Origin of the sequence: Streptomyces hygroscopicus, from assembly GCF_026168105.1 — a bacterium.
GTDB classification, from domain to species: Bacteria; Actinomycetota; Actinomycetes; order Streptomycetales; family Streptomycetaceae; genus Streptomyces; species Streptomyces hygroscopicus_D.
In genome coordinates, this window is sequence record NZ_LBMW01000022.1 from 61,019 (window position 1) to 87,528 (window position 26,510).

The window sequence follows — 26,510 nt, forward strand, 5'->3', positions numbered from 1 at the left end:
GGAACTCCTCAACCCCATGCTGTTCAGTCGTGGGCCGAATCGGCACGCCCGCGTGGGTCGTTCCGCCGTCCCAGCGTCGACCACATCGAGGAGACACCGGCCATGGCCCGGACCCCCACCCGGCCGCCCGCCGTCCGAGCGGCGCTCCGGGCCGCCGCGTCGACCGCCGTCCTCGCGGTCGGCGCCACGCTGCTGACCGCCTGTTCCTCCACGAACTCGGTGAACGCAGCCCAGGGCGGGCCCTCGGCGTCCGCGTCGGCGGCCGGGCGGAACCAGCAGATGGCCGCATACCGCCAGTGCCTCTCCGAGCACGGCGTCAACCTTCCTGCCCGCCCCAGCGGGCGGCCGAGCGGCGCCGCGGGGGGTGGCGGCTTCGGAAGCGGCGGCGCCTCGGCCGACCCCACCCGCCAGAAGGCACTGCAGGCGTGCGCCGCGCTGCGTCCGCAGTTCAACGGACGCGGTGGGCGGGGCGGATTCGACGGCACCGCGATGAAGGCGTTCACCAGCTGCGCCGCCCGCCGCCCGCCGCCCGCCGCATGCACGGCCGAGGCCGGCTCACCTCCGTGTGGCGAGGGCCATGCCTGTTGGACAACTCTGCGTCACTTGATCAGCGGATCCCTGCAAGTCCCCCTTCGCGTAGGGGACATGTGCGCTCAGGAGACTAGCCGGTCGGGCGTCGCGCAGGCAGACGCACGGACTGGGAGGAACGAATGTCTCGTCTGAGGATGGCGACCGCCGCAGCCACCGCCGTGGTGCTGTCGCTGGCCGGCGGCGGTTCGGCGGGTGCTGTGGAGACGGCTCACCACGGCGGACGGCCGGGGCTCACGGCACGTCCCGATGCCTATGCCGTCCACGCCGGCCGGACCCTGACCGTGCGCGGACACGGTTTCCTGGGCAACGACTCGGGAAGACCGGTGACCCTCGTCTCGCACACCAAAACCGCTCACGGTTCCCTGACCGTGCATCAGGACGGTTCCTTCAGTTACACCCCGGACGCCGGTTTCAAGGGCAGCGACGCCTTCTCCTACAGCATCAGCGACGCGGTCCGCCTGTACCAGACCCATCTGCCGCCGCTCGCCACGATCGGCGCAGTGAAGGTCTCCGGCGGGGCCTTCGGTTCGTCGCTGTACCCGGTACCCGGCTCGAAGAACGACTTCTACGGGATCACCGACCGCGGCCCCAACGTGGACACTCCTGACGGCAGGAAGGCCCTGCCTCTTCCGGACTTCGACCCGACCATCGCCAAGATCCGCCTCGTCGGCACGAAGGCGGAGGTCCTGAGGACGATCCCGCTGCGTGCCGCCGACGGTACCCCGTACAACGGGCATGTCAGCACCGAGGCGAGCACCGGGGAGTCCCTGATCGACCTGGCCGGCCACGCGCTGCCTGCGTCACCGTACGGCTACGACCCCGAGGGCCTGGTCGCGCTGCCGAACGGCACCTTCTGGGTGTCCGACGAGTACGGGCCGTACGTCACGCACTTCTCCCGTGACGGACGGGCGATCGAGCGGCTGTCGCCCTTCGACGGCTCGCTCCCGGCCGAACTGGCCAACCGGGTACCGAACAAAGGCATGGAGGGTCTCACCATCACCCCCGACGGCAGCACGCTCGTCGGCATGATGCAGTCCGCACTGCAGGAGCCCGACCTGCCCGCCGGTGTCAAGACCAAGAACATCACCGCTCTGCGCATCGTGACGTACAACCTGCACACCCACGCCACGCACGAGTACGTCTACCTTCTCGACGACCCGAAGACGAACAGCGGTGCGGTCAGCGAAATCACCGCGCTCAGCAATACGGCCTTCCTGGTCGACGAGCGGGACGGCAAGACGGAGCCCGGCGCGTACAAGAAGCTCTTCAAGATCGACATCAGTGGCGCGACCGACGTCGGCCCCTCGGCCGACGTGCCGGGGAGCGTGTACGACGGGAGCAAGGGCGGGCTGCTCATCGGCGCGGACCACCGGACGGTCGACGCGTACGTCGGTCAGGACTCCACCGCCGCGGCCGAGGCCGCCCTCAAGGCGGCCGGCGTCACCCCGGTCACCAAGAGCACGTACCTCGACCTGGGCGCCCTGGTCACCGGTCTCGACCCGGCCGGCGGCTTCTTCGGCCACGACAAGATCGAGGGCGTCGCCACCACCGACGGCGGCCGCACGGTGGTCGTCAGCAACGACAGCGACTTCGGCGTCGACGGCGTCTCCAACGACGCGGCACCGTACGCCCTGCACCCCAAGCTCCTGCCCGACGGCCGACAGGACGACGGCGAGTACCTGGCCGTCGACACCACCAAGCTGCCCGCCGCGACCAGCACGGCCACGGTCACCATCACAGTGCGGTGACCGCGCCTCGTACCGGCGGCTGAGGACGGCAGGTCCCCAAGAGCCCCGGCTGCTCCCATCCGCCCCGAGCGTCGCCGACGGGCGGTCGATGAGTGCAGGTGGGCGGCATGATCGAGTCGCCGGGCGATGGGCCGGAGGAGTGGAAGGCCCGCTACCCCACGGGGTCAGTGTGAACTGCAACACACGACTGCGGGTCTTCCACTTCGTCTGGTGGAGGCGTAGGTTCCGATTACCCTGCGACAGCGCCTTTCGGGGCGTCGGCTCGCCAGTCCTGGGGAGGCGAGCCGCGCGGGGGCCAACTACATCGCTCGAACCTGGTCGGCTGGGTGAACTACGGCTACCGCCACTCCCGCTTCTCGTGACGTCTCGCGTACGAAGGTGCCTGTGGTGCTGGGCGGCGCGGCAGCGATGGCCGCCCTACGATGGCTCCCGTGCCTGATGCCACCGTCATGAACGGTAGTGGTCTGCCCGTCACGATCATGAGTGCGTGCCGGCGTGCAGGTCGCGGCGGCAGCCCGACCGCAGTGTTGGACGAGACGGCCCTCAGCAACGATGAACGCTGCATGGTGCCTGTTCTGACGGGAACGTCGCACGCCGTCTTCGTCTCGGCCGGGGGCGGAGGGTGCCACGTCCCCGAAGTGTCATTGCGCTTCTTCACCGCCACCGGGGAACTGCCGGCGTGCGGTCATGGGACTGTTGCGGCTTTGGCATTCCTGGCGGAACGAGAAGGGGGCAGGGATTTCCAGGCCACCGTCCGCACGGCGGGACGCACCTTCACCGGCCGGGTCACCCGGGTGAACGGCCAATACGAGGCCGCCTTCGAGCTGGGGCCTGTCGACGTGCGGGAGCCCGCTTCGGGGGACTCGGACCTCGTCCTCCACCCCTTGGGCGTCGCCGTGGACACGCTCGTTCCCGGGATCCGCGTCGCCACCCTGGGGCGGCCGCGGCTCCTCGTACCGGTGTCCACGCGGTCCGCTCTTGCCACCCTGGCCCCGGACTTCGACCGACTTCGTGCCGCCTGCGACCGCCTGGGGTTGCTGGGCTGCTACGTGTACTGCACGCCAACGGCCGAGGGCCGCACCACGGCCCGCATGTTCGCCCCGTCCATCGGCGTCCCTGAGGACGTCGCCAACGCCAACAGCACCGCCTGTCTCGCTGCCCATCTGGCCCGTGAGGGAAGGAGCGCCATCAGCGTCGACATGGGCGACGCCCTCGGCATCCCCTCCACCATCACCGCCGCCGCATGGTCGAGCGAAGCCGGTCCGCGGGTCCGTGTCGGGGGCACCGCAGCGGTTGTGCACGTCGTCCGCCTTTAGCACCGACCGGGCGAAAGACGTGGTCACAACCGCTCGTTGACGGCCGCAACGAGGACGGTCGCCGCGTAGCGGACTCCGAGTTCCGTATCTCGTGGCCAAGGCCCGGTGAGGCGGTACTACACCCGGTTTTGGCCGCCCCGGGGCGGCATCGGGGTGTACATCCTCGCTCGCACGGTCCAGCGGGGGCGCGCACGGCGTCGGCCAAGTGCCCGCCGGCGGTCGGATACGCGAGACATGGGGCATACCAGCGGAGGCGTCATGCGAACCCGTTCCACGCCGCCCTGCATCGCCATCACCCTTCTCCTTGCCATCGCCACCCTGCTGAGCGGCTGTGCAGGAGACCCGTCGGCCACGCCGGCTCGGGCGCCGCCGCTCGCGGGAGGTGCTGCGCTCAAGGAACCGGCGCAGATGGTGAGTCACAACGGCCAGCTACGGGTGGAACTCGTGGTGGAGAGGCGGAGGGTGGACCTGGGCGGCCACAAGCTGTGGGCCCTCACCCACAGTCGAAGTCGAGGTCGGACTCGAGGCCGAGTCCACTGTTCTTCCGCACGTCTGCGGGGAGGGCTCCGTGATTCCGCATGGCGGCGCGCAGGATGTCCGCGACGCGGGGGACATGTCCGTTGATGAAGAAGTGTCCGCCCGGGAAGGTGTGGAGGTGGAAAGCGGCTTGGGTGTGTCCGGCCCAGGCGTGCATGCCCTCGGAGTCGGTGAGGGGGTCGGCCGTGCCTTGCAGGGCGATGACGGGGCAGCGGATGGTGGAGCCGGGGGCCGGGCGGTAGCGGGCGTGGGCGGCGAGGTCCGCGCGGATGATGGGCAGGAACATCGTCCGCAGCGCCGGGTGCTCCAGGATCTCCGGCGCCTCCCCGCCCAGCTCTCGAACCAGCTCGACCACGGGTCGGTCCGGGTCATCTTGCGGCCCGTCGAGCGGCGGCAGTTGCTGCCGGGAAGGCGCAGGATGTCCTGAAGCGACGAGAATCATGCGGTGCTGATCGGGGATGCGCCGGATCGTCTCGTAGGCGATGGCCGCGCCCAGGCTGTGCCCGAACAGCAGCACCGGGCCCTCGCCGCACCAGGCCGGGAATGCTTCCGCCACCTCCTCGGCGAGCGCGTGGACGCTGGCGAAGCAGGGCTCGCGGTAGCGTTCGGCGCGGCCGGGGTAGTGCACGGCGGCGGTTTGGGCGCTTCCGGCCAGGCATGAGGCGAACTGCTTGTAGGAGGCCGGGGAGCCGCCGGAGTGTGGGAAGAACAGCACTTTCCACTCGGCGGTCATGGGGGTGGGATGCGGGTACGGCCGTATCAGGGCGGGCGCGCTCATGGCAACTCCGGCATCTGCGTCAGACGGCCTGGAGCCGGGTGAGGGTCTGCTGGAGCTCGGCCCGCAGAATGCTTCCCGCGGCTTCGGCGTCGCCACGCCGCACCGCGTCCACGAGCGCCGAGTGGACCTCCTCGCCGTGGTTGGAGTCGCCGGAGCGCAGGTCGGTGAGTTCGAGCAGATCGATCAAGCCGCGCCGCAACGACGGCACGAACTCCTCGAACAGCCCCGTCAGCAGCAGGTTGTGCGCGGCGGCGACGATTGCCGCGTGCAGGTTGATGTCCGCGTCCACGAACTCTGCGTTGCTGCCGGTGGCGGCGCGGCGCCGCTGCTGCATCGCCTCGTCCAGAGCGGCGATGTCATCGGGGGTGCGGCGCCTCGCGGCCAGTTGGGCGGCCTCGACCTCCAGCATGGCGCGGACTTCGTAGATCTCGGTGATGGCGGACTGCCGCAGCCGGGCAGGCCAGTCCTCACGTGGGGTGGTGGCGGTGACGAACACGCCTGCGCCCTGCCGGGCCTGGACCAGTCCTGCCCCGGCGAGGGCGCGGAGGGCCTCCCGCACGGTGGAGCGACCCACACCGAGGGTCCTGGCCAGGGTTGTCTCGCCTGGGAGTTTGGTCCCGACCGCCCATGTCCCGGCGGTGATCTCCTCACGGAGACGCTGGGTGGCCTGGTCGACAAGCGAGTTGGGGCGCAACGCGTCGAGTGTCATGGCGGGGGTCCGATTACCTCTCAGGTTGTCTGCGAAGCTGAGGTGTCGCTAGTGTAGCCGCCATGACGCTGCGTGGCTTCTTTCTTCTTCTCGGCTGCCGCTGCGGGGCCTGATTTCGACCGGCACCCCGCAGCGGAGGCTGCGGTGCGCGCCGGTCGGCCTCCTGATCGACCGTGAAGTAGAAGGGAAACCCCTGTGTCTGATTCTGCGTTCCCGACGGTGCGCACCCCTGCCGGACCGGTTCCGGCCGGCGCCCCGGTGTGGAACCCGCAGCGGCCCACCGCGATGCCGAACCACCGTTACCAGCCGGCGCACGAACGCGTCCAGGTCCCCCTGGCCGACGCCGACCGCGAGTGGCCCTCCCGAAGGATCACACAGGCCCCGCTGTGGGTGCCCGTGGACCTGCGGGACGGCAACCAGGCCCTGCCCGAGCCCATGGACACCCCCCGCAAGCGACGCATGTTCGACTTGCTCACCACGATGGGCTTCAAGGAGATCGAGGTCGCCTACCCGTCGGCGAGCCAGACCGATTTCGACTTCGTACGGCATCTGGCCACCAGTGGTGCCGTCCCCGAGGACACGACCGTCTCGGTGTTCACCCCGGCCCGCACCGAGCTGATCGACCGTACCCTCGACTCCGTGGTCGGGCTTCCCCGCGTCCTGGTGCACATGTACACCGCGTGCGCTCCCACATGGCGGAACGTCGTTCTGGGCCGCGACCGGATCGCGCTGAAGCACATGATCGTGGATGCCGCGACGCATCTGATGCGCCGGGCGGAGGAGAAGCTGGCCGGGGCGGACGTCAGGTTCGAGTTCTCCCCGGAGGTGTTCAACCTCACCGAGCCGGACTTCGCTCTGGACGTGTGCAACAGCATCACCGATCTGTGGGACGCCAGCCCGGACCGTCCGGTGGTGATCAACCTCCCCGCGACGGTGGAGATCTCCACGCCCAACGTGTACGCCGACCAGATCGAGTACATGTCCAAGCATCTGGAACGGCGCGACTCGGTGATCCTCTCGGTGCACCCGCACAACGACCGGGGCACCGGCGTGGCGTGCGCGGAACTCGCCGTGCTGGCCGGGGCGCAGCGGGTGGAGGGCTGTCTGTTCGGCAACGGCGAGCGCACCGGGAACGTGGACCTGGTCACGCTGGTCCTCAACCTCTACACGCAGGGCGTCGATCCAATGATCGACTTCTCCGACATCGACGCCATCAAGGAGGTCGTGGAGGAGTGCATCCGCATTCCCGTCCATGTCCGGCATCCGTACGCCGGGGCGCTCGTACACACCGCGTTCTCCGGCACCCACCAGGACGCCATCGCCAAGGGCCTTGTCCGCCACCGGCAGGACGCCGCCGACCTGGACATCCCCGAATCCGAGGCGCCGTGGAGCGTGCCGTACCTGCCGATCGACCCGGCGGACCTCGGGCGCACCTACGAGGAAGTGATCCGCGTCAACTCCCAGTCCGGCAAGGGTGGCATCGCGCACCTGCTGCACACCGGCTACGGCTTGGACCTGCCGGCCGCCATGCGCCCGGACTTCTACCGCGCGGTGCAGCAGGTCACTGACGGCACCGGTCATGAGCTCTCGACCGAGGACCTGTGGAAGCTGTACCACGCCACGTACCTCGACCCCGCGCATGACGGCCCGTATCAGCTGGACGGCTGGGACACGCGTCCCACCGGAGTCGGGGGCGAGCACGAGTTCACGGCGACTGTCGCCACGGCCGCCGGCCGCACACAGGTGCGCGGCACCGGCAACGGCCCTCTCGCCGCCCTCGCGGACGCGATGACGCAGGCCGGAATCACCGTGGACATCCTGACCTACAGTGAGCACGCCACGGCCGCCGGCCCCGACGCCACCGCCGCTGCGTACGCCCACTGCCGTGTGGGCGACCGCGAGGTGTGGGGCGCAGGCTGGGACACATCCATCCTGACCGCCTCGGTGCAGGCAGTGATGGCGGCCGTCAACCGCGCTCAGGGTGCGGCCCGTGGCTGACACCGTCGTCTTAAGCGCGGACGAGGTGGATGTCGTCCGCGACGGCAACCCGATCCTCCGTGGCGTCTCGCTGACCGTCGAGGCCGGGCAGCACTGGGCGCTTCTGGGCCCCAACGGGGCGGGAAAGTCCACGCTGCTGTCGCTGTTGGGGGCACGGCAGCACCCGACCCGCGGCGCCGTACACGTCCTCGGCCACACCCTCGGGCGCGTGGACATGCGCGAGTTGCATCGCTACGTTGGCCACGTCAATCCACGCCACCCGCTGCGGTCGCCGCTCACCGTGCGGCAGGTGGTCCTCACCGGGATCACCGGCAGCATCGAACCCCCGCCGCGCTGGAGCCCCAACTCCCAGCAGGAACAAGACGCTGACCAGCTCATCAAGCTGCTGGGACTCGGGCATCGCGGTACCGCGCGCTGGACAACCTTGTCGCAGGGGGAGCGCGGCCGGGCACTCATCGCTCGAGCGCTGCTGCCGCAGCCGCGCGTGCTGTTGCTCGACGAGCCCGCCACCGGCCTGGATCTGACCGGCCGCGAGCAGCTCATCGAACACCTGGAAGCACTGCCGGCCTCCTACCCGCAGCTGGCGACTGTCCTGGTCACCCACCACCTGGAGGAGCTGCCGCCGACCATCACTCATGCGGCGCTCCTGCGGGAAGGACGGTGTCTTGCCGCCGGACCGGCCCACCAGGTCCTGACCAGCGAAGGCGTCAGCGGCTGCTTTGACCATCCGGTCGATCTGGAGCACAGCGGCGGACGATGGGCCGTGCGTACGCGCCGTCGTGCGGCGCAGTAGAGTCCGCCTCCGCCTCAGAGCCATGTGCGTAGGCCCCCGGAAGCCGGAGGACTCCGGGGGCCGTTGCACCACATGGTCGTGTTGAACAGGCGGCGAGCAGTTGCGCAGGCGCTCGGCTGGGGTTTCCCGGTCGAGCGTTTTGCTTGGACCGCCGTTGAGTTCGGCGGCTCACGGCGGCCGTGCTCCGGACCCTGAGGGAAGAGGGCGGTGCCCCGTTCCTGCCAGGGCGTCGCGGTTCTGCTCAGGGCTCCACCGCCGGCCGACGCGTGGCCGACCGGCCACGCGCAGGGAGCGGGACGGAGCCGACGACCGCACCACCGGGCGCCGGGCCGGTGGTGCCGCCTTCTGCGTGCCGGACGCGCGACGGCCGTTACGTCGTTTGCCCGTCCGGATGTTGATCCCGACGCGTCCGCATGCCTCGGAACTCCTCAGGCCCTGGTCCACGAGCCGGAAGTGTCACCTGCTCGGTGCGCCATCAGGTGGTGAGGACCCCGGCGGCGTTCTCCACGGCCTGCTGCGCAGCGTCCCAGCCGCCGAAGTGATCCCCCAGAGCGTGCAGCCACCGCTCGAGCCCGAACCCCAGGCAGCTGGTGGAGGCTGCCGTTCCATCAGCCAGGGTGATGGAGCAGCGCTCCCCGAAGAACTTGTGGTGCGTGTTCACCGAGGCAATCGCCATACCGGCGTAGCGGTATTCGTGCTTGACCGTCACCACCCGCTGGAACGCCGCACGCTCCCCGGTTTGGTCGTAGAAGGGGTCGGAGGCGGCGTGCCGCTCCACCGGCAGTCCTATGGCCTTCGCCAACTGCTCGATGAACGAGCTGGACCGCTCCAGGTGAGCTGCTGTCTGCTCGGGCGTGCCTAAGGCGATGACCTCCCGCATGCGGAACGCCTTGAGACGCTTGAGGCCGTCGTAGTGGCTCTCGTTGCGGTAGCACTGCCCGAGCACTGTCACCAGCGCCCCGGCATCGCTGATCTGCCGTTCCTGGAAGTGCAGGTAGACCCCGTAACAGGCGCTGGACGGCAGCGCGAGAGCGGCCGGCAGCAGGTGGTACGGGTCCAGCGCCCCGTCGACGGCGTCACGGGTGAACTGGTCCGGTGTGGCTGCGTCCACGTTGAGGGACGAGGAGACCAGGGCGAGCTGCGGGAAGTTCTCGTAGACCCCCAGCCGGGCCAGGTCGGATATGGGCAGGAGCGGAGGCACTGTCAGCGGCGTGGCGGACATGGAGCGTGCCCAGTCGGTGTAGAGGCGGTCGAGGGTGTCGGCCAGGCGCGTGGGTGCGGGACCGAGCGCGGGCAGGCCGTCATGGGCGCGCACGCCGGACAGGGTGTCGGTCACGTGGTTCTCCTTTGTGCGGAAGGCGGCCGGTTCGTCACGGTCCTCGATCAACTCGACCGAAAAGTCGGTGCGTTGCCGCCTGCGGAGTTGATCGTTACTGTACCTGTCTGAGGACCTGAGAAGCGGAGGTGTTTTCCTCCGGAGCAGCATGGAGCTAGGAGACGAGCCTGTGAAACGAGGCCAACTGAGCTTTCTGACCAGTACGCACCTGGTCGACGACCTGTATCAGGGCGCCATCCCGGCTCTCCTGCCATTCCTGATGTCGCAGCGGCACTACTCGTACGCGGCTGTCTCCGGTCTCGCGTTCGCCGCGAACGGCCTGTCCAGCGTGGTGCAGCCCATTTTCGGCATCCTGGCCGACCGCAGCACCCGCACGTGGCTGGTGCCGACGGGCTTCTGTGTTGCAGCCGCCGGCGTCTCCACCGTGGGGCTCGTGCACTCCTACGCGCTGACGTGGGTTCTGTTCGCTCTGACCGGCATCGGCATTGCCGCCTACCATCCGCCCGCCACGAGCCACGCCCGGGCCGCCGGGGGCTCCTCCCAGAAGGCGATGAGCGTGTTCGCTGTCGGCGGCACCATCGGTGGTGCCATCGCCCCTCCCCTCGTCACCGTCGTAGTCGGCAGCGCGGGCCTGTCAGGCAGTTGGCTGCTCGCCGCCCCCGCCGCCGTCTGGGCGCTGCTGTGGGCCATCAAGGGCCCGTGGATGCGCTGGCGTGGCTACGAGCCCGTGCAGCCGCTCACCTCCGTCAAGCACAAGCAGGGTGCCGCCCTGCATGACGACTGGCGGTCGTTCGCGCGGCTCGGGGCAGTGATCCTCGGCTGGTCCATCCCCTTCGTGGCGATCAACTCCATGGTGGCGCTGCACGCCCAGAGGGACCTTCACCAGGCCGAGGCCGTCGGCGCCGCCGTGCTGACCCTGTATGTGGCTGCTCAGGCGATCGGCATGCTCGGTGGCGGCTGGATGGGCGACCGCTACGGCCGCATGGCCACCATCCGCTGGGGCTACGTGCTCTCCCTCCCGGCGCTGGCCGGTATCGCCTGGTCTCCGTCGCTGCCCGTTCTGGCGGTGTGCGCCGCGTGGTTCGGTGCGGCCATGTTCCTGCCGTTCGCGGCGCAGGTCACCCTTGCGCAGGACTACCTGCCCAACCGGCCCGGTACCGCCAGCGGCCTGGCGTTGGGCGTGGCGATTGCCGCGGGCGGCCTGTGCTCCCCGTTACTGGGATGGCTGGCGGACGCGCATGGTCTGCGGGCGGCGTTCTGGGTGCTGGTGGCGGTGTTCGTGGCGCCGGCGCTGCTGGCGTTCACGCTGCCGGAGCGACGTTTGGAAGCTCCGGAGCCGCACGAGGCTGCCGCTGTCGCCGAGAGCGCAGCCAGCTAGACAGACGTCAACTCCGTTGAATGTTCCGCTATTTGGACTGGGCTTGCCAAGGTGATCACCTCTCGCTGTAGCGTCAGACCATCACAGTATTTCGGCGTTTTGCTGGAAATGCGCGGATATAACCCATGGGGGGAACCATGAAGATCAACTGGGACGATCACGAGGTGCTGCCGGCTCAGGGCATCGCACTCTCACGCCGGTTCGCGTTCGGTCAGGAGATGTCCTGCCTGCGGGTGGAAGCCGGCCAGGAAGGCGACCTGAACCTGCCGCCGCACTGGCACACCAACGAGCAGTGGGTCGTCGTCACCGAGGGGTCCATCCGCTTCGTGTGCGAGGGCAAGGAGTACGAGCTGAACGCCGGCGACGTGGCCTACATACCGTCCGGCCAGAAGCACACCGCCACCTACGTCGGCCCGGAGGGCGCGGTGCTGCTGGAGTTCTCCGCGCCGCCGCGTCTGGACCTCGTTCCGGGGGCGCTCGTTCCGTCGTCCATGCGCTACGACGACTAACCCTCATCCCCGCGAACGGAGCGACGTAAAAGGGCGATCACAGGCACATGGAGACCAGCAGCATCTACGGGCCGCCTACGCAGCCCCGGACCATCCACGACGCGTTCTACCGCGTAGCGGCTCAGCACCCGCAGCGGGTCGCGGTCCGCACCGCAACCGACAGCATCACCTACGCAGAATTGGCCGCCGACTCCCGTCGCATCGCCGCGCAGCTGACTTCCCGTGGGATCGGCCTCGGCCACGTGGTGCCGGTGGTGGCCCGGCGCTCCGTGGAACTGCCCGCCGTGCTGCTGGGCATCCTGGCGACCGGTGCGGCCTACGGCATGCTCGACGTCCGCTGGCCGCCCCGCCGACTGCAACGGTTCCTGCGCCGCATGGACGCCCCTGTGGCCGTTGCGGATTCCGCCGGACTGGTCGGACTGACGGGCAGCGGCACTCGGCCGCTGACGGTGGACGAACTGCACCACACCCCGGCAGAGGACGGACCGCTGCCGCAGGTGGCACCCGAGGCGTGCGCCACGGTGTTCTGGACCTCCGGCAGCACCGGCACACCCAAGGCCGTACTGTCCCCACACCAGGCCACCACACGGCTGTTCACCACCCCGCCGTACCTGGACTACGGGAACGCCCCCGTGATGATCCACGCGGCAGCCGTGGCCTGGGACGCCTTCACCCTGGAGCTGTGGGGCATGCTCCTGCTCGGTGGCACGCTGATCGTGCATACGGCGGACGTGCTGCTGCCGGGTGACCTGCGCTCCTACATCCGCGACCTCGGCGCTACGCACCTGTTCCTCACGCCGTCGCTGGCGGACGTGATCGTCGCCGGGGACATCGACTGCGTCGCGGGGCTGCGGTGCCTGATGGTCGGTGGCGACAAGCCGACGCCCGCCACCTGTCAGAAACTGTACGCGGCCTACCCGGCCATGGAGTTGGTCAACGGCTACGGGCCGGTGGAGTCCTGCGTGTTCGCCACCACGCACCCCATCACTCCCGCTGACGCTCATGCTCCGCAGCCCATCCCGGCCGGGGGACCGGTGCCCGGCACCGGAGTGCACATCGTGGCGGACGGCTGCGTACTCCCACGCGGCCAGGTGGGCGAAGTCGCGCTCAGCGGCAGCGGCTTGGCGCTCGGCTACCTCGACGAACCCGAGCTGACGGACGCCGCGTTCCGCACCCTCACCGTCGACGGCCGGCAGTGCCGTGTCTACCTGACCGGCGACCACGGCCACATCGACGACCGGGGCACGTTGCACTTCGCCGGGCGCAGGGACGCACAGATCAAGGTTGCCGGGCACCGGATCGAACCCGCCGAGATCGAAACCGCCGCGCTGTCCCTCGGCTCCGGGCGCGCCGTGGCGCTGCCGCTCCCGGACGGAGCCGGAAACCCGCGCCTGGTCCTGTTCGCCGAGCCACCTGCGCCCGGACTGACCGAGACCGAACTGCACGTTCGGCTGAGGGAAACGCTTCCGGCGTACATGGTGCCCGCGCGGGTGCACGTGGTGCCAGAGATGCCGCTGCTGGACAACACCAAGATCGACAAGAGGGCGTTGGCGGAACGCTACGGCTACCCCGCCCAACCCCCACGGAAGGACCACTGACCGTGACCGCACCCACCCACGCCGAGACCAAGGTCTCCCTGGCACTGGACGCCATCCAGTCCAAGCGCCGCATAGAGCGCGTCATCGAGGCCGCCACCGCGCTCCTCGACCGCTCCACCACGCACCCCGAGCCCGCTGACCGCGCCACCGCTTTCTTCGAGTTGGTGCGCCGGAACATCACTCCCGAAATCGCCCTGGTCTACGGTGGACAGGCGCTCGGGACGGACGGCCTGGTCGGCGTCGCCGGAACGGAGGCCGTACCGCCGCTGCCCGAGAGCGGCAAGCGCGGAGAGCACGCCTTCCACGCCGGGCTTACCGGCGCCGGCGGCATCAGCGGCAGCGTGACCGCCTACTACACCCCGCCCGGCACCCTCGGCCTGACCGCGGAGGAGTGGCAGGCCGCGATGCGGTTACTGGTCGGCATTCTCGGCCTCGCGCTCGGGGGGACAGCCACTATATGACCGTCACGCCTGCTGCTCCGACCGCGCTGCTGGCAGAGCCGTACTGGTTCCGGCACCTGCCCACCGACCGTGATGTGCACCGTCTGGAAGATGGTGTCTACGCCGTCACGGGGAACGCGGCCGTACACGCCGCCCTGTCCCACCCGGCCATCCTCGCGGAGCACCCCCTCAAGGCGTCCGCGCGGGCGTTCGGCCCGAACGTGCTCGACGCCGACGGCCCCGAACACAAGGCGTTTCGCGCCCTGCTCGCGCCGGTGCTGTCGGCCGCGCGCATCGATGAGTACAAGCAGCAGCTGATGCCACGCCTGATCAACGCCCTGGTGGACGACCTTGCCGGGGTGGAGACCAATGACTTCTACGACACCTACGCGCACAAGATTCCCTACGGCATCGTCTGCACGATCCTCGGTATCGACCTCGGGTTGGAGCGCCGCTTCCACGCTCTGACCCGGCCGCTCGCGCGGCTGCTGGACTTCCCCACGGTGGAGACCGCCGAGACTCACGCCAACACCGCTGAGCTGCTGGGGATCATCGAGAAGCAGCGCGCCGCCCGGCACGGGGACGGTGCCTCCCTGCTGGACACGATCGAACGCACTCGTGACCGCAAGGGCATCAACCTGTCCGACAGCGAGGTCCGCTCCACGGCTCTGCTGTTCTTCATCGCGGGGACGGAGACGTCCAGCGCGTTCATCACCTCGCTGGTGTACTGCATGGGCCGGTTGATGTTCGGAATGGACGAACTCGCCGACCCGGCCGTGCGGGACGCCTTCGTCGAAGAGGTGCTGCGGCTGTTCCCCCCGGTGCAGACGGCCGTGCGGTTCGCCGGTGAGGACGTGGAGATCGCGGGCGAGACCATTCCTCGTCACTCCGCCGTGCTGACATCGATCGCCGGAGCCAACCGCGACCCGCGCATCTTCCCGCACCCCGACCGGTTCGAGGTGAGCCGCTCCCGCAAGCAGTCCATGCCGTTCGCGGCCGGAGCGCACTCCTGCCCCGGCTTCGCCCTCGCCAAGGCCGAGTTCTCCCTGCTGATCGAGGCGATCATCGGCAGGTTCTCCCGGATCACCGTCACCCGCGACCGGCGCCGCATGGACAGCCAGTCCTTCTCCCACCCGGTCGACTTCACCGTCCAGTTCACCACAACGTAAGGCCCCGCGCTCGCGGGGGTCACCCAAAGGAGCACCCATGGCGACGAAGATCGAGCAGCTGCGAACCTGGCTCACCGGCCTGCACGCGGAGCCGGTCACCATTGACGACGAGACCGACCTGATCGAGTCCGGGCTGGTGACGAGTCTGCAGTTCGTGCAGATGGTGATGGAGATCGAACGCATCCACGGCGACAAGCTGGAACCGGGCGTCATAACCATCGAGAAGATGCGAACACTGCAAGCCATTGACGAGGCCGTCTTCCAGCCGCAGACCCAGGCCGCCTGATGACGCAAGGAAGCCCCCGCATCGCGGTGGTCTCCGGCACTTCCTCCGGTATCGGCGCTGCCGTGGCCGAAGCATTCCTGGAGCGCGGCTACACCGTGGTCGGCCTGTCCCGGCGCGGCAATCCGGGCCTGGCAGAGCGTGGCGGCTACATCGACCGCAACGCCGACCTGCGGGATGCCACCGCCGTGGACCAGGCCATCGCCTCCGTACCGGGGGCGGCGGAGCACGGTGTGAAGGCCGTGGTGCTGAACGCCGGATACTCACCCGACCCCGTGGACCTGCCCAAGCTGCCGTGGGAGACCGTGGCGGACACCTACACCACCAACGTGGCCACGGCCCTCAACCTGGTGCAGGCCACTTGCCACCTGCTCAAACAGGCCGGTGGCGGCTCACTGACGTTCGTGGGCGCGAGCCTGGCCAACGGCTACAGGCCAGAACGTTTCGCCTACGCCGCCAGCAAGGCCGCCATGACCACCCTGATGCGGGCGTGTTCGGTGGAGTTCGCGGGCGACGGCATCGTCAGCAACGAGGTACGTCCCGGCCCCGTGGCCACCGCCATGACCATGGCCGGGCTGGACAGCGCGGTGAACGAGCAAGTCCTCCGCGCCATCAACAAGGGTTTCGACACAGACTGGCTCAAATCCCCCCGCACGGTGGCGGAGTGGATCGCCACGATCGCCGAGTTCCCCTCCAACGGGCCAACCGGCCAAGTCTTCAACTACAGCCGCAAAGTCCTCTGAACACACAGAAAGAGGGTCACATCCTCATGTCTGCAACCTTCGTCCACCCGTCCACCGAGCAGCTGCTCGACCTGTTCAACTGGGCATCCCCGGGCATGGTCGTCACCACCGCCACCGGTGAGGTCGTCATCGCCAACAAGGCTGCCACCGAACTGCTCGGCCCCAAGGCCGCCAAGGGTGCCGGCCTCCCGGCCGCGCTCGGCATCAACGACTACGCCGCTTATCACAAGCTCGGCAGGCCGGTGGAGAACATCGCTGCTGCCTTCAGCAACCCGAACTTCTCCTCCGGCTATGCCAACATCGGCTTCGGCCAGGTGGACGGCACCGACTACGCGTTCTGGGCGCTCCGGCCGGTCACTTCCCACCCGACCCCCGCCCCGCAGGACGGCCAGGGCGACACCACCGCGCAGGCGTGGATCAGCCAAGTGGACCGCCCGAGCGAGAAGTACGTCCCGGTCGGCGAGGACGCCGTGGCGCTGATCAAGGGCTACTACGACACCTGCCCGGTCGCCATCCACCTGATAGCCGAGGACGGCACCGTCGAACACGCCAACTGGAAGGACATCGAGATCGTCGGCGCGACCGACAACCCGGCCTCCTACGTCGGCAACCACATACGTCACATATACGCCGACCAGCCCGTGGTGGAGGACTTTCTGGGCCGGTGGGGTGAGGACGCACCGATCATCGACTTCCGCGCGGACTTCCTCGACCGCTCCAACGGCAACGAGCGCGTTCCGGTGGTGATCTTCTCCACCGCGAAGGTCGAGGACAGCAAGCTGATGAACACGCGCTGCTTCGTGTTCTCCGACTCGCACCCGCTGCGCGAGCGGGACAGGGTCAAGGCCCTGGACCTCAGCTTCTGACCCTCAGAGATCCGTCCAGTTGCTTCCCCGGCCGCACGCGCCCGGCGTGCCCGGTCGGTGTGCCCGGCCGGGGGAGCGCCCCGCAGCAGACAGCGCGGCCACCCGCTTCGCTGCTCCCCCGGTCCGCTGCGCCACGGCTCGGCCCCGGCAGCTTCCCCCGTGCCGGGGCCGGGTCCCTTACGAAAGGAGATGAGGTGAAGCGGCATCAAGGCTGGCTGACGGACTGGAACCCGGAAGACGAGGACGTCTGGGCTGCCGGAGGACACAAGGTAGCTCGCCGGAACCTGTTCTACTCCGTGGCCTCGGAGCACGTCGCGTTCTCGGTGTGGACGCTGTGGTCCGTGCTGGCCCTGTTCATGTCGCCCGAAAGCGGGCTGAACCTCGACCCCAGTCAGAAGTTCCTGCTCGTCACCACCCCGACCCTCGTGGGCGCGTTGCTGCGGCTGCCGTACAGCTACGCCGTGACCCGCATGGGAGGCCGGAACTGGACCGTGCTGGCCACCCTCGCGCTGCTCGTGCCGACGGCGCTCGCGACCTGGCTGATCCAGCAGCCCGGCACCCCGCTGTGGGCACTCGTCGCCGTGGCAGCCCTGGCCGGGATCGGCGGCGGCAACTTCGCCTCCTCCATGACCAACGTCACCGCGTTCTACCCCCAGCGGCACCAAGGCTGGGCGCTCGGCCTGAACGCCGGCGGCGGCAACCTGGGCGTGGCGGTGGTACAGCTGCTCGGCCTGGCCGTGGCGACACTCTACGGCGTCCGCCACCCTGCTTACATCGCATGCATCTACCTGCCGGTCATCGTCATCACGGCGGTGATGTGCGGCCGGTACATGGACAACGTGGCCGCCGTCCGCACGCCGCCCGGCGCACAGCGGGAAGCCGCCCGCACCGGGCACACCTGGCTGATCTCAGCCTTGTACGTGGGCACCTTCGGTTCCTTCATCGGCTACGGGTTCGCGTTCGGGCTGGTGCTGCAGAACCAGTTCGGCGCAACCCCGGTGCAGGCCGTCTCCTACACCTTCCTCGGGCCGCTGCTCGGCTCACTCACCCGCCCCCTCGGCGGCCGGCTCGCCGACCGGTGCGGAGCGGCCCGCGTCACGTTCTGGACGTTCCTGGCCATGGCCGCCGGAACCGGCGTCCTCGTCGTCGCCGCCACCTGGCAGCAATTCGGGCTGTTCGTTGCGGGGTTCGTCACGCTGTTCGTGCTCAGCGGCATCGGTAACGGCTCCACGTACAAGCTGATCCCGGTCGTCTTCGCCGCCAAGGCCGAACAAGAGGTCACCGCCGGGGCGGACGCATCCGAAGCGTTCGCCCGCCAGCGTCGCCTGGCCGGAGCGGTCATCGCCATCGCGGGAGCGGTCGGCGCGGTCGGCGGCGCGGCCATCAACTTTGCGTTCAAGCTCTCCTACAGCGGCCACCACGCCTCCGGTATCCCGGCGTTCTGCGCGTTCATCGGCTACTACGCCGCATGCATGTTGCTGCTGCGGGCCGTCTACCTGCGCAAGCCCACCGCGCAGCGGGCCGCGGCCGACCGGGAGCGAGCGCGTGTCTGACCTGCCCATACTCGCCGCGGAAACCGACACCCACTGCCCATATTGTGCGTTGCAGTGCGGCACCCGCCTGCAAGGTGACCGGGAGATCGGCGTCAAGGTGCAGCCGCTGGCGGGCTTTCCGGTGAATGCCGGCCGACTGTGCCAGAAGGGCTGGACCGCCCCGGAGCTGCTGCACACCCCCGACCGGCTCACCAGCCCGCTGCTGCGGCAGGGGGACCAACTGGTGCCGGTCGGCTGGGAGCAGGCCCTGGGCGTGGTTGCCCGTCGGCTCCGTACCCTGCGAGCCCAGCATGGTCCCGACGTGGTCGGGGTCTTCGGCGGTGGCGGCCTGACCAACGAGAAGGCGTACCTGCTGGGCAAGTTCGCTCGCGTGGCGCTGGGCACCAGCCAGATCGACTACAACGGCCGCTGGTGCATGTCGTCGGCGGCTGCCGCGGGGAACGCCGCGTTCGGCATCGACCGGGGCCTGCCGTTCCCCGTCACCGACCTGCAGGAGGCGCAGGTGGTGCTGCTGGCCGGCGCCAATCCTGCCGAGACGATGCCGCCGCTGATGCAGCACCTGGAGCGCGCGGATCTGATCGTGCTGGACCCGCGCCGCACACCCACCGCGCAGCGTGCCGCGCTGCACCTGCAACCCGTCCCCGGCACTGACCTCGCCCTGGCGCTGGGGCTGCTGCACGCCGTCCTCGAGGACGGGCCAGCGGACAAGAGCTACATCCAGCAGCGCACGCACGGCTTCCCGGAGGTGGCCGCCTCCGTGGGGGAGTGGTGGCCGGAGCGCACCGAGCAGGTCACCGGTGTTCCGGCCCATGACATCCGCCGTGCGGCACGGCTGCTGGCCCAGGCCGAGCGGGCCTACGTACTGACCGGGCGGGGCGTCGAACAGCAGTCCAAAGGCACTGACACCGCGCAGGCGTTCATCAACCTGGCGCTCGCGCTCGGGCTTCCCGGGCGCCCCGGCAGCGGCTACGGCTGCCTCACCGGCCAGGGCAACGGGCAAGGCGGACGGGAGCACGGTCAGAAGGCCGACCAGCTGGCCGGCTACCGCTCCATCACCGACCCGGAGGCCCGCGCGCATGTCGCCGCCGTGTGGGGCATCCGTCCACAGGAGCTCCCCGGCGCGGGCCGCAGCGCATTCGAGATGCTGGATGCCCTCGGCACCCCGGAGGGACCTCGCGCGCTGCTGGTGTTCGGCTCCAACCCCATCGTGTCCGCACCGCACTCCGCCCGGATCGAGGAGCGGTTGGCGGCACTGGACCTGCTGGTAGTGGCGGACTTCGTACTCTCGGAGACCGCCCAAGCGGCCGACGTGGTGCTGCCGGTCACCCAATGGGCCGAAGAAGACGGCACCCTTACCAACCTCGAGGGCCGCGTCCTGCGGCGACGCGCCCTGCTGCCGCCGCCACCTGGCGTCAGGAGCGACCTGGAGGTCATCCGCGACCTGGCCATCCGGCTCGGGCAGCCCCCGCACCGCTTCCCCGACTCGCCCGAGGCCGTCTTCGACGAGCTCCGCGCAGCCTCCGCCGGCGGCAGGGCCGACTACGCAGGAGTCACCTATGAGCGCCTGGAGGCCGGCGAAGCCCTGCACTGGCCCTGTCCCGCTGAGGACCATCCCGGCACGCCACGCCTGTTCACCGACCGGTTCGCGCACGCGGACGGCCGCGCGCGGTTCGTCCCGGTCACCTACCGCGAGGCCGCGGAAGACCTGAGCAATCAGTACCCGCTGTATGCCACGACGGGCCGGGTGCTGGCTCAGTATCAGACGGGCGCCCAGACGCGCCGCATCCGAGAACTCAACGACGCAGCGCCGCAGGCATTCGTCCAGGTGCACCCGGACACCGCCGCCCGCCACGGCCTCACCGACGACACACCGGCCCGCGTCACCTCCGCACGCGGCAGCCTGACCGCACCGGTCCGCACCGACCCCGCCATGCGGCTGGACACGGTGTTCGTGCCGTTCCACTACACGGGAGACGGCCGCGCCAACGCCCTCACCAATCCGGCAATCGACCCACGCAGCGGCATGCCGGAATTCAAAGTCGCCGCCGTCCGCCTAGAACCAGCAGAAGAGGAACCAGCAGCGTGACCGCCCCCCTTGATCCGGCCGCTCTCACGTGCACAACCGGCGCCGCAGGCGTCGTCCCCATCCGCACGGTTGAGGACTGCGCCACCCTCACACCCAAGGTCGCGCTGGTGCTGGGGGACGGCGCGCTCGCGGTGGAGGCCGCCAGCGCCCTCGCTACGCGCGGCGTGCGCACCGGCCTGGTCTGCACCGCCCCGCGGCCCCTGTACCACGCGCTGGGCGAGGTGGCGAGCCGCATGGTCACCGCCCACCTGGAAGACGCGGGCATCACCGTCCTGGGCGGCGCGCAGCCCACCCGTTGCTCCGACGGCGTGCTGCACCTTGCGGACGGCAGCGACCTGCCCGCCGACGCGCTCATCGTCGCCGGCCAAGCCACCGGGCCGGGCGAACAACTACGGCTGCGTAGCGCCTTGGTGGACGTCGCCGTCCTCGGAGAACCGGACGCGGCCGAGCATCCCGGCACCCGGCAGATCACTCTCACCGACCCCCGTCACCAGCGCTACGCCCAGCTCACCATCAACGACCACAAGATCATCGCGGGAGTCCTGGTGGGACTGCCGCAGGCCATCGCAACGCTCGGGCTGCTGCACCGACGCGGCCAGTACCTGCCTGCCGACCGCCTCGGGCTGCTGCTCGACCTGCCGCCGCGCCCATGCTCCACCGACACCGCGCCGCCGCTTCAGGACGCGGTGATCTGCCTGTGCAACAACGTCACTCGCCGCGCGCTCGCCGCCGCGTGGCGATCCGGTGCCCGTACCCAATCCGCGCTCGCCACAGCGACGCGGGCCGGCACCGGCTGCGGCGGCTGCGGTCCAGCGGTTCAGGAACTCTGCGGCATTTGGGCCGACGAACGTCAGGCACAGGAGGCGGCGGCATGATGCGCACGCTGATGATCGCCGGATATGGCATGGCCGGCCACCGCCTGGCCGAAGAAGTCCTGGCCCTTGATGCGGACGAGGAGTGGCGCATCGTCATCCTGGGAGAAGAGCTGTACCCCGCCTACGACCGCGTGTGCCTGTCCGGATACCTGGACGGTAGGAGCCGCGCCGACCTCATGCTCCCGGGGCGCGACTTCCTTCAGCATCCCCGGGCGCAGTTGTGGTTGGGCTGCCCGGCCGTGGGCGGAGATCCGGCGTCGCGGACCGTGCGGACCGCTGACGGCTCCTGCCTGACCTACGACGCGCTCGTCCTCGCCACGGGCTCACGCCCGTTCGTGCCGCCCGTGCCCGGCCACGACCTGCCCGGCTGTTTCGTGTACCGCACCTTCGACGACCTCGACGCCATCCGTGCCCACGCCCGGCCCGGCAGGAACGGCGTCGTGGTCGGCGGTGGCCTGCTCGGCCTGGAAGCCGCCAACGCCCTGCGGCTCCTCGGGATGACGCCACACGTGGTGGAGACCGGACCGCACCTGATGCCCGCGCAGCTGGACAGGGGAGCAGCCGCAGTGCTGCACCGGCACGTCACCGGCCTCGGCGTCGCGGTGCACTGCGGCACCGCCACCGTCAGCATCGACTCGCACCCAGCCAGGACCGTACGTTCCGTCACCCTGTCCAACGGCACGGTCATCGACACGCCGCTGGTCATCTTTGCTGCTGGGGTACGGCCCCGTGACGACCTTGCCACCGCTCTCGGCCTGGAGCGCGCGGACCGCGGCGGCTTCCTCACCGACAAGCTGTGCCGCACCAGCGCGCCGCAAGTGTGGGCTGTCGGGGACTGCGCGGCGGTGGGGGGCCGTTGCTACGGCCTGGTCGCCCCCGGCTATCGCATGGCCGGCAGCGTCGCCCGGCAGGTCCTCGGCCTGGAGGCGGAGCCACTGGAGGACATCGACACCTCCACCACGCTCAAGCTCCTCGGCATCAACGTCGCCACCTTCGGCGCCACCGGCCACCAGGGCGCCATGGAGGCTGCGTTCGCCGAGGACACCCGCTATGCCAAGGCCGTATTCGACGCCGATACGGGCGTGCTGCTCGGCGGGATCCTCGCCGGAAACACCGGCACCCCCACCACCCTCCAGCCCTTCATCGGCCGGCAGCCGCCCGCCGACCTGGAACAACTCCTCCTCCCTGCATAAGGAGCACCCCAACTATGAAGACGATCGCGCTCATTGGGCTGGGTACCATGGGCTCCCCGATGGCCGTCAACCTCGCCAAGGCCGGATACACCGTCCACGGCTACAACCGCACCTCCGGCAAATCCGGTCCCCTCCTCAGCGCAGGCGGCCGGGAGGCGCCTTCCCTCAGTGAGGCCGTCAAGGCTGCGGACGTGGTGATCACGATGCTGCCGGACGTCCCGGAGGTCGAGCAGGTCGCCTACGCCCCCGACGGCATCCTCGCGAACGCGCCGCGCGGCACCCTGTGGATCGACATGTCCACCATCGACCCCCAGGCCGCCGTCAACCTCGCGCAAGCCGCAACCGACCGCGGCATCCGCACCCTGGACGCCCCCGTCGCAGGAGGCGAGGTCGGCGCCGTCGAAGGCACCCTGTCGATCATGGTCGGAGGGGAGGCGGAGGACTTCGAGGACGCCCTACCCGTCTTCCGGGCGATGGCGCGCACGATCGTGCACTGTGGCGGCCACGGCATCGGCCAGACCGTCAAAGCCGCCAACCAGCTGATCGTCGCGGCCAACATCCAAGCCTGCGCCGAGGCCGTGGTCTTCCTGGAGAAGTCCGGCGTCGACCTGGAAGCCGCCCTCGATGTCCTCAACGGCGGCATGGCTGCGTCAACCGTGCTGACCCGGAAGAAGACCAACTTCCTCACCCGCGACTACGCCCCCAGCTTCGCCATGGCTCTGCACCACAAGGACATGGGCATCGCCACCCGCGCGGCCCGCGACGTCGGCGCGGCCATCCCCCTCGGCGCCACAGCCGCGCAGCTCATCGGGGCTGCCGTGGCCCGGGGTGACGGGAGCCTTGACCACAGCGCGCTGCTGCGGGGCGTGGAACTCCTCAGCGGCCACACCCAGCCGTAACGGAGAGCCGAGGATCGGCGTAGAGGTTGGGCTGAGGGCGTGATGTGCGGGTGATCCTGCAGCCGGGTCCGGACCCCGACCCGGACCCGGGTGGCGGAGGCTGACGTCAAACCCTGGTCAGGGACCGTCCTCACGCCCTTGGACCGGCGCCGCCGCCTGGTGGGCCAGGCGGTGTCCCCTGCGCCGCACAAGCCATGTCCCCGAACCGCGGGGTTCAGCCTGCCAGACCGCTCCAGCGGAGCACGGCGGCGGTGGCCGCCGCCAGTACGACCACGACCAAGAACGGTGCTCGCCGCCAGAGGGCCACGCCGGCCACTGCAAGAGCAATGGCCCGGGCGTCGACGACGATTCTGTGGTGCACCGTGAATGTCTCGATGGCGATGAGCGCGCCGAGCAGGGCCACGGGGACCGCCTGAGCGACCCGGTCGATGACAGGGTGACTCAGTGCCCGTTCCGGCACGAGGAGCCCCACCAATTTGAGGCAGAAGCACGCCGCTACCGCTATGCCGATCCATACCCAGCTCACGAGTTGACCTTCCTCCCATCCGAGGATTCGCCGGACACCCGCGCCTTTGCGTCCGGCCGGGGCGAGCGCTCTGCCGGAATCAGTAGAACCATCAAGGCCGCGGGGGCGGCGAGCACCACCGGGAGGCCTGATCCGGTCACAGTGGACGCACCCACCGCCACTACGCAGGACAGCAGGAAGACGAGTTGGTTTCCACGTTCGCGCAAACGAGGAGCCACGAGGGCCAGGAACGCGGCGGACGATGCCGCATCGAAGCCCAGGGACTTCGGATCGGTGAGCAGCGAGCCGGCCATCGCACCCGCGAAGGTTGCGAGGTTCCAGCACAGGAAGACCACCGTACCGGTTGACCAGTAGGCGAACCGCGCCGACGCCGGTGAGGCCCCTCCGATCGCCATGGCGGTACTTTCATCGCTGATCAGGTGGGCGGTCGGCAGGACCCCGGCTCCACGAGGCCGGAGCAGTTTGGCCAGGCTCACCCCATAGAAGAGGTTCCGGATACCCAAAAGGCAAGCGGTCGCGGCCGCCGCTGCCCCGGTCCCCCCGGAGGCCAGGACTCCAACGAGCGCAAGCTGGGACGAACCCCCGTACATCAGGAGCGACAGGGCCTGGGTCTGCCAGGCGCTGAGACCGGCCGATACCGCCATCGCCCCATACGACAACCCGTACGTGCCGACGGCGACGCCGATCCCCACGGCATTCCGCAGGACGGCTGCGCGTTCCCGTCCGCTCCCCGGCATACGCCGCTCAACCATTGCTGACCTTCCCCTAGTTGTTGCACCCAAGACTCCAAGAGGCCTAGCGCTTGGTCAAGTTGGATGCCTATGATGCCGCATCAGAGTCAACTGAAGGAGCTGAAATGACAAACGCAGCGACCTACGGCGAACTGCAGTACGGGTGGGAGAAGGCCTACCAGGAGCAAGAGGAGGGGCCGCTCTGGCAAGAAGACCCCATCCCGGTGATCGCGGACGCGGTCGAGGCGCTCCGCCGGCGTCAGGCTCGCACAGTGGTCGATCTCGGCTGCGGCGACGGCCGCAACCTGGCGGCAGTGACCGAGGCCGGTTTCAACGCGCTGGGTGTCGACATCGCTCCCACCGGCCTGGCACACGCCCGCCGCGTCATCAAGCAGCGTTCGTTCCTCATGCGGTCCGACGCGACGAGCCTGCCTCTCGTCGATGCGTCGGTGGACGCCGTCACGTGCTTCGACGTCTTCGGCCAGGTACAGGATCCGACCGACCTGATCAGTGAGGCACGGCGCATCATCGCGCCGGGAGGCGTGTTCATCACCAATGCCTTCACCCTGGAGGACGGCACATACGGCGAGGGAGAGGAGATAGCCCCGCACACCTTCGCCTACAAGGACACGCTCTTCCGCTACTACCCCGAGGACGAGATCCGCATCCTGTTCGCCGACTGGGACCTCCATGAACTCCGCCGGGTGTCCTGGGACGACCCGCCGCACGGTGACTTCAGGCCGTACCCCCACACCCACGACAACTGGGTGGTGTACGCGAGCCCGAAGAACTAGGGTCCTCCGAACTCGGCGGCACGCAGATCGGATACGTATTGGACTGCCCTGACATGCATGCCCGGCAATACCTCGACCGCTTCGAAACCCTGCTCGGCGTCACACCCGTGAAGACGCTCACCGTCGATGTCCTGGGAAGGCCGCGCAGCATCAACCTGAAGCTCGAAGGCCACAACATCACGGGCTCGATCAAGGCCCGCACAGCCTATGGCCTGGTGCGCGGCCTCGCGGAGGACGGGTTAATTCGCCCCGGCGTCAGGTTGATTGAGTCAACATCGGGCAATCTCGGCGTGGCGCTGGCGACCATGGCCCGCTATCTGGGGGTCGGATTCACGGCCGTGGTCGACCCGTTGATCACGACCGAGTGCCTCACGCGGCTGCGAGATCTCGGCGCGACCGTGGTCATGGTGGAGGATCCGGACCCGGCCGGCGGCTACCTGCTCTCTCGCCTCGCCAAGGTGAAGCAGATGGTTGCTCAGGATGACGCCTACGTATGGGTGGACCAGTACAACAACTGGCGAAATCCGGAAATTCACCGGCAGATGACGGGGCCGGAGATCCTTGGGCAGATGCCGACGCCTCCCGACGCTGTCTTCGCCGCGATCTCGACCGGCGGGACGTTTGCGGGGCTGAGTCGCTGCTTTCGCGCGAGGAGCCCGCAGACACGTATGATCGCAGTCGACATCAAAGGATCGGTCGCGTTCGGTGGCCGGCCTGGGAAGCGGCACCTTTCGGGTATCGGCGCGAGCCGTCGGTCCAGCTTCCTTGATCCCGGCCTGATCGACCATCTCGCCTTTGCCGGCGTAGGGGAATCCGCCTACTACTGCCGTGCCGTTCTACGCGACTCCGGGATCTATCTCGGGGGTTCGTCCGGTGCGGTCGTGGCCGCCTGTGTCCGGTACCTCGCGGAGCACCCGGAGATCCAGAACCCGCTGTGCGTCTGCGCCGACGGAGGTGAGAAGTACGAGAGCACGGTGTACAGCGATGCATGGCTGGAGGCGATCGACGAACGGGCCGCGCCTGCCGACGTGCCTGGCTAGCGCCTGCTCCCTGACGCAGGG

25 protein-coding genes are annotated in these 26,510 nt (G+C 69.4%); 19 read left to right on the forward strand and 6 right to left on the reverse strand.

All coding sequences use genetic code 11. The features are described 5' to 3' along the window. Positions 1-23: 23 nt before the first annotated feature. Complete coding sequence (locus AAW14_RS21515) at positions 24-320, reverse strand: hypothetical protein (RefSeq protein WP_265565542.1); 297 nt, start codon at positions 318-320, stop codon at positions 24-26. A 390-nt stretch (positions 321-710) separates the two neighbouring features. Here AAW14_RS21515 and AAW14_RS21520 point away from each other — a divergent pair, with 390 nt between their 5' ends. Both AAW14_RS21520 and AAW14_RS21525 read left to right on the forward strand, forming a co-directional pair. Further along, complete coding sequence (locus AAW14_RS21520; RefSeq protein ID WP_265565543.1) at positions 711-2,339, forward strand: esterase-like activity of phytase family protein; 1,629 nt, start codon at positions 711-713, stop codon at positions 2,337-2,339. A 479-nt stretch (positions 2,340-2,818) separates the two neighbouring features. Further along, the gene (locus tag AAW14_RS21525) at positions 2,819-3,655 is read left to right on the forward strand and encodes a PhzF family phenazine biosynthesis protein (protein ID WP_265565607.1); all 837 of its coding nucleotides are present in this window, start codon (positions 2,819-2,821) and stop codon (positions 3,653-3,655) included. 493 nt (positions 3,656-4,148) lie between these two features. Here AAW14_RS21525 and AAW14_RS21530 read toward each other — a convergent pair whose 3' ends face one another. Next, a complete protein-coding gene (locus AAW14_RS21530) occupies positions 4,149-4,970 on the reverse strand; it encodes a thioesterase II family protein (protein WP_265565544.1) in 822 nt (273 codons plus the stop codon). Positions 4,971-4,989: 19 nt separating this feature from the next. Next, on the reverse strand, positions 4,990-5,679 hold the full coding sequence (locus AAW14_RS21535) for a FadR/GntR family transcriptional regulator (RefSeq protein ID WP_265565545.1): 690 nt from the start codon (positions 5,677-5,679) through the stop codon (positions 4,990-4,992). 285 nt (positions 5,680-5,964) lie between these two features. On the opposite strand from AAW14_RS21535, the gene leuA reads away from it, so the two are divergent. Both leuA and AAW14_RS21545 read left to right on the forward strand, forming a co-directional pair. Continuing rightward, positions 5,965-7,677 carry a 2-isopropylmalate synthase gene (gene leuA / locus AAW14_RS21540; RefSeq protein ID WP_265565608.1) on the forward strand — a complete coding sequence of 571 codons (1,713 nt, stop codon included), beginning with the start codon at positions 5,965-5,967 and terminating at the stop codon, positions 7,675-7,677. Continuing rightward, entirely contained in the window at positions 7,670-8,470 is an 801-nt protein-coding gene (locus tag AAW14_RS21545; protein ID WP_265565546.1) for an ABC transporter ATP-binding protein, read from the forward strand. The genes leuA and AAW14_RS21545 overlap by 8 nt, the downstream gene beginning before the upstream one ends. Positions 8,471-8,945: 475 nt before the next feature. Here the strand turns inward: AAW14_RS21545 and AAW14_RS21550 are convergent, their stop codons facing one another. Further along, the gene (locus AAW14_RS21550) at positions 8,946-9,806 is read right to left on the reverse strand and encodes a hypothetical protein (protein WP_265565547.1); all 861 of its coding nucleotides are present in this window, start codon (positions 9,804-9,806) and stop codon (positions 8,946-8,948) included. A gap of 169 nt (positions 9,807-9,975) precedes the next feature. On the opposite strand from AAW14_RS21550, the gene AAW14_RS21555 reads away from it, so the two are divergent. From AAW14_RS21555 to AAW14_RS21615, 13 genes are all read left to right on the forward strand, one after another. After that, complete coding sequence (locus tag AAW14_RS21555; protein ID WP_265565548.1) at positions 9,976-11,184, forward strand: MFS transporter; 1,209 nt, start codon at positions 9,976-9,978, stop codon at positions 11,182-11,184. Positions 11,185-11,321: 137 nt separating this feature from the next. Beyond that, complete coding sequence (locus AAW14_RS21560) at positions 11,322-11,693, forward strand: cupin domain-containing protein (protein ID WP_265565549.1); 372 nt, start codon at positions 11,322-11,324, stop codon at positions 11,691-11,693. Between the two features lie 47 nt (positions 11,694-11,740). After that, complete coding sequence (locus tag AAW14_RS21565; protein ID WP_265565550.1) at positions 11,741-13,291, forward strand: AMP-binding protein; 1,551 nt, start codon at positions 11,741-11,743, stop codon at positions 13,289-13,291. Between the two features lie 2 nt (positions 13,292-13,293). Further along, entirely contained in the window at positions 13,294-13,752 is a 459-nt protein-coding gene (locus tag AAW14_RS21570) for a hypothetical protein (protein ID WP_265565551.1), read from the forward strand. After that, positions 13,749-14,900 (forward strand): cytochrome P450, encoded by a 1,152-nt coding sequence (locus AAW14_RS21575; protein ID WP_265565552.1) that lies wholly within the window; start codon positions 13,749-13,751, stop codon positions 14,898-14,900. The genes AAW14_RS21570 and AAW14_RS21575 overlap by 4 nt, the downstream gene beginning before the upstream one ends. Before the next feature lie 37 nt (positions 14,901-14,937). Further along, positions 14,938-15,186: an acyl carrier protein gene (locus AAW14_RS21580; protein ID WP_265565553.1), complete on the forward strand. Its 249-nt coding sequence runs from the start codon at positions 14,938-14,940 to the stop codon at positions 15,184-15,186. Continuing rightward, on the forward strand, positions 15,186-15,926 hold the full coding sequence (locus AAW14_RS21585) for an SDR family NAD(P)-dependent oxidoreductase (protein WP_265565554.1): 741 nt from the start codon (positions 15,186-15,188) through the stop codon (positions 15,924-15,926). Before AAW14_RS21580 ends, AAW14_RS21585 begins: the two co-directional genes overlap by 1 nt. Positions 15,927-15,952: 26 nt before the next feature. Next, the gene (locus AAW14_RS21590; protein ID WP_265565555.1) at positions 15,953-16,792 is read left to right on the forward strand and encodes a hypothetical protein; all 840 of its coding nucleotides are present in this window, start codon (positions 15,953-15,955) and stop codon (positions 16,790-16,792) included. A gap of 194 nt (positions 16,793-16,986) precedes the next feature. Then, on the forward strand, positions 16,987-18,345 hold the full coding sequence (locus AAW14_RS21595) for an MFS transporter (RefSeq protein WP_265565556.1): 1,359 nt from the start codon (positions 16,987-16,989) through the stop codon (positions 18,343-18,345). Then, positions 18,338-20,431 (forward strand): molybdopterin oxidoreductase family protein, encoded by a 2,094-nt coding sequence (locus tag AAW14_RS21600; RefSeq protein ID WP_265565557.1) that lies wholly within the window; start codon positions 18,338-18,340, stop codon positions 20,429-20,431. Before AAW14_RS21595 ends, AAW14_RS21600 begins: the two co-directional genes overlap by 8 nt. Continuing rightward, complete coding sequence (locus AAW14_RS21605; RefSeq protein ID WP_265565558.1) at positions 20,428-21,306, forward strand: (2Fe-2S)-binding protein; 879 nt, start codon at positions 20,428-20,430, stop codon at positions 21,304-21,306. The genes AAW14_RS21600 and AAW14_RS21605 overlap by 4 nt, the downstream gene beginning before the upstream one ends. Next, entirely contained in the window at positions 21,303-22,499 is a 1,197-nt protein-coding gene (locus tag AAW14_RS21610; RefSeq protein ID WP_265565559.1) for an NAD(P)/FAD-dependent oxidoreductase, read from the forward strand. Before AAW14_RS21605 ends, AAW14_RS21610 begins: the two co-directional genes overlap by 4 nt. 14 nt (positions 22,500-22,513) lie before the next feature. After that, positions 22,514-23,398 carry a 2-hydroxy-3-oxopropionate reductase gene (locus AAW14_RS21615; protein ID WP_265565560.1) on the forward strand — a complete coding sequence of 295 codons (885 nt, stop codon included), beginning with the start codon at positions 22,514-22,516 and terminating at the stop codon, positions 23,396-23,398. Between the two features lie 214 nt (positions 23,399-23,612). Here the strand turns inward: AAW14_RS21615 and AAW14_RS21620 are convergent, their stop codons facing one another. Both AAW14_RS21620 and AAW14_RS21625 read right to left on the reverse strand, forming a co-directional pair. Beyond that, positions 23,613-23,924: an AzlD domain-containing protein gene (locus tag AAW14_RS21620; RefSeq protein WP_265565561.1), complete on the reverse strand. Its 312-nt coding sequence runs from the start codon at positions 23,922-23,924 to the stop codon at positions 23,613-23,615. Further along, entirely contained in the window at positions 23,921-24,616 is a 696-nt protein-coding gene (locus AAW14_RS21625; protein WP_265565562.1) for an AzlC family ABC transporter permease, read from the reverse strand. The genes AAW14_RS21620 and AAW14_RS21625 overlap by 4 nt, the downstream gene beginning before the upstream one ends. Positions 24,617-24,780: 164 nt before the next feature. Between AAW14_RS21625 and AAW14_RS21630 the strand changes: the two genes are divergently transcribed. Next, positions 24,781-25,449, forward strand: coding sequence for a class I SAM-dependent methyltransferase (locus AAW14_RS21630; protein ID WP_265565563.1), 669 nt, complete (start codon positions 24,781-24,783; stop codon positions 25,447-25,449). Positions 25,450-25,502: 53 nt separating this feature from the next. Continuing rightward, entirely contained in the window at positions 25,503-26,489 is a 987-nt protein-coding gene (locus AAW14_RS21635; RefSeq protein ID WP_265565564.1) for a pyridoxal-phosphate dependent enzyme, read from the forward strand. The last annotated feature ends 21 nt before the right edge of the window (positions 26,490-26,510 follow it).

Excerpts from the sequence above, each read along its gene's own strand:
- AAW14_RS21615 (WP_265565560.1), top strand. The coding sequence starts at position 22,514 with ATGAAGACGATCGCGCTCATTGGGCTGGGTACCATGGGCTCCCCGATG.
- AAW14_RS21635 (WP_265565564.1), top strand. The coding sequence starts at position 25,503 with ATGCATGCCCGGCAATACCTCGACCGCTTCGAAACCCTGCTCGGCGTC.
- AAW14_RS21575 (WP_265565552.1), top strand. The coding sequence starts at position 13,749 with ATGACCGTCACGCCTGCTGCTCCGACCGCGCTGCTGGCAGAGCCGTAC.
- AAW14_RS21580 (WP_265565553.1), top strand. The coding sequence starts at position 14,938 with ATGGCGACGAAGATCGAGCAGCTGCGAACCTGGCTCACCGGCCTGCAC.
- AAW14_RS21610 (WP_265565559.1), top strand. The coding sequence starts at position 21,303 with ATGATGCGCACGCTGATGATCGCCGGATATGGCATGGCCGGCCACCGC.
- AAW14_RS21565 (WP_265565550.1), top strand. The coding sequence starts at position 11,741 with ATGGAGACCAGCAGCATCTACGGGCCGCCTACGCAGCCCCGGACCATC.
- AAW14_RS21530 (WP_265565544.1), bottom strand. The coding sequence starts at position 4,970 with ATGAGCGCGCCCGCCCTGATACGGCCGTACCCGCATCCCACCCCCATG.
- AAW14_RS21630 (WP_265565563.1), top strand. The coding sequence starts at position 24,781 with ATGACAAACGCAGCGACCTACGGCGAACTGCAGTACGGGTGGGAGAAG.
- AAW14_RS21535 (WP_265565545.1), bottom strand. The coding sequence starts at position 5,679 with ATGACACTCGACGCGTTGCGCCCCAACTCGCTTGTCGACCAGGCCACC.
- AAW14_RS21520 (WP_265565543.1), top strand. The coding sequence starts at position 711 with ATGTCTCGTCTGAGGATGGCGACCGCCGCAGCCACCGCCGTGGTGCTG.
- AAW14_RS21590 (WP_265565555.1), top strand. The coding sequence starts at position 15,953 with ATGTCTGCAACCTTCGTCCACCCGTCCACCGAGCAGCTGCTCGACCTG.
- AAW14_RS21560 (WP_265565549.1), top strand. The coding sequence starts at position 11,322 with ATGAAGATCAACTGGGACGATCACGAGGTGCTGCCGGCTCAGGGCATC.
- leuA (WP_265565608.1), top strand. The coding sequence starts at position 5,965 with ATGCCGAACCACCGTTACCAGCCGGCGCACGAACGCGTCCAGGTCCCC.
- AAW14_RS21585 (WP_265565554.1), top strand. The coding sequence starts at position 15,186 with ATGACGCAAGGAAGCCCCCGCATCGCGGTGGTCTCCGGCACTTCCTCC.
- AAW14_RS21525 (WP_265565607.1), top strand. The coding sequence starts at position 2,819 with ATGAGTGCGTGCCGGCGTGCAGGTCGCGGCGGCAGCCCGACCGCAGTG.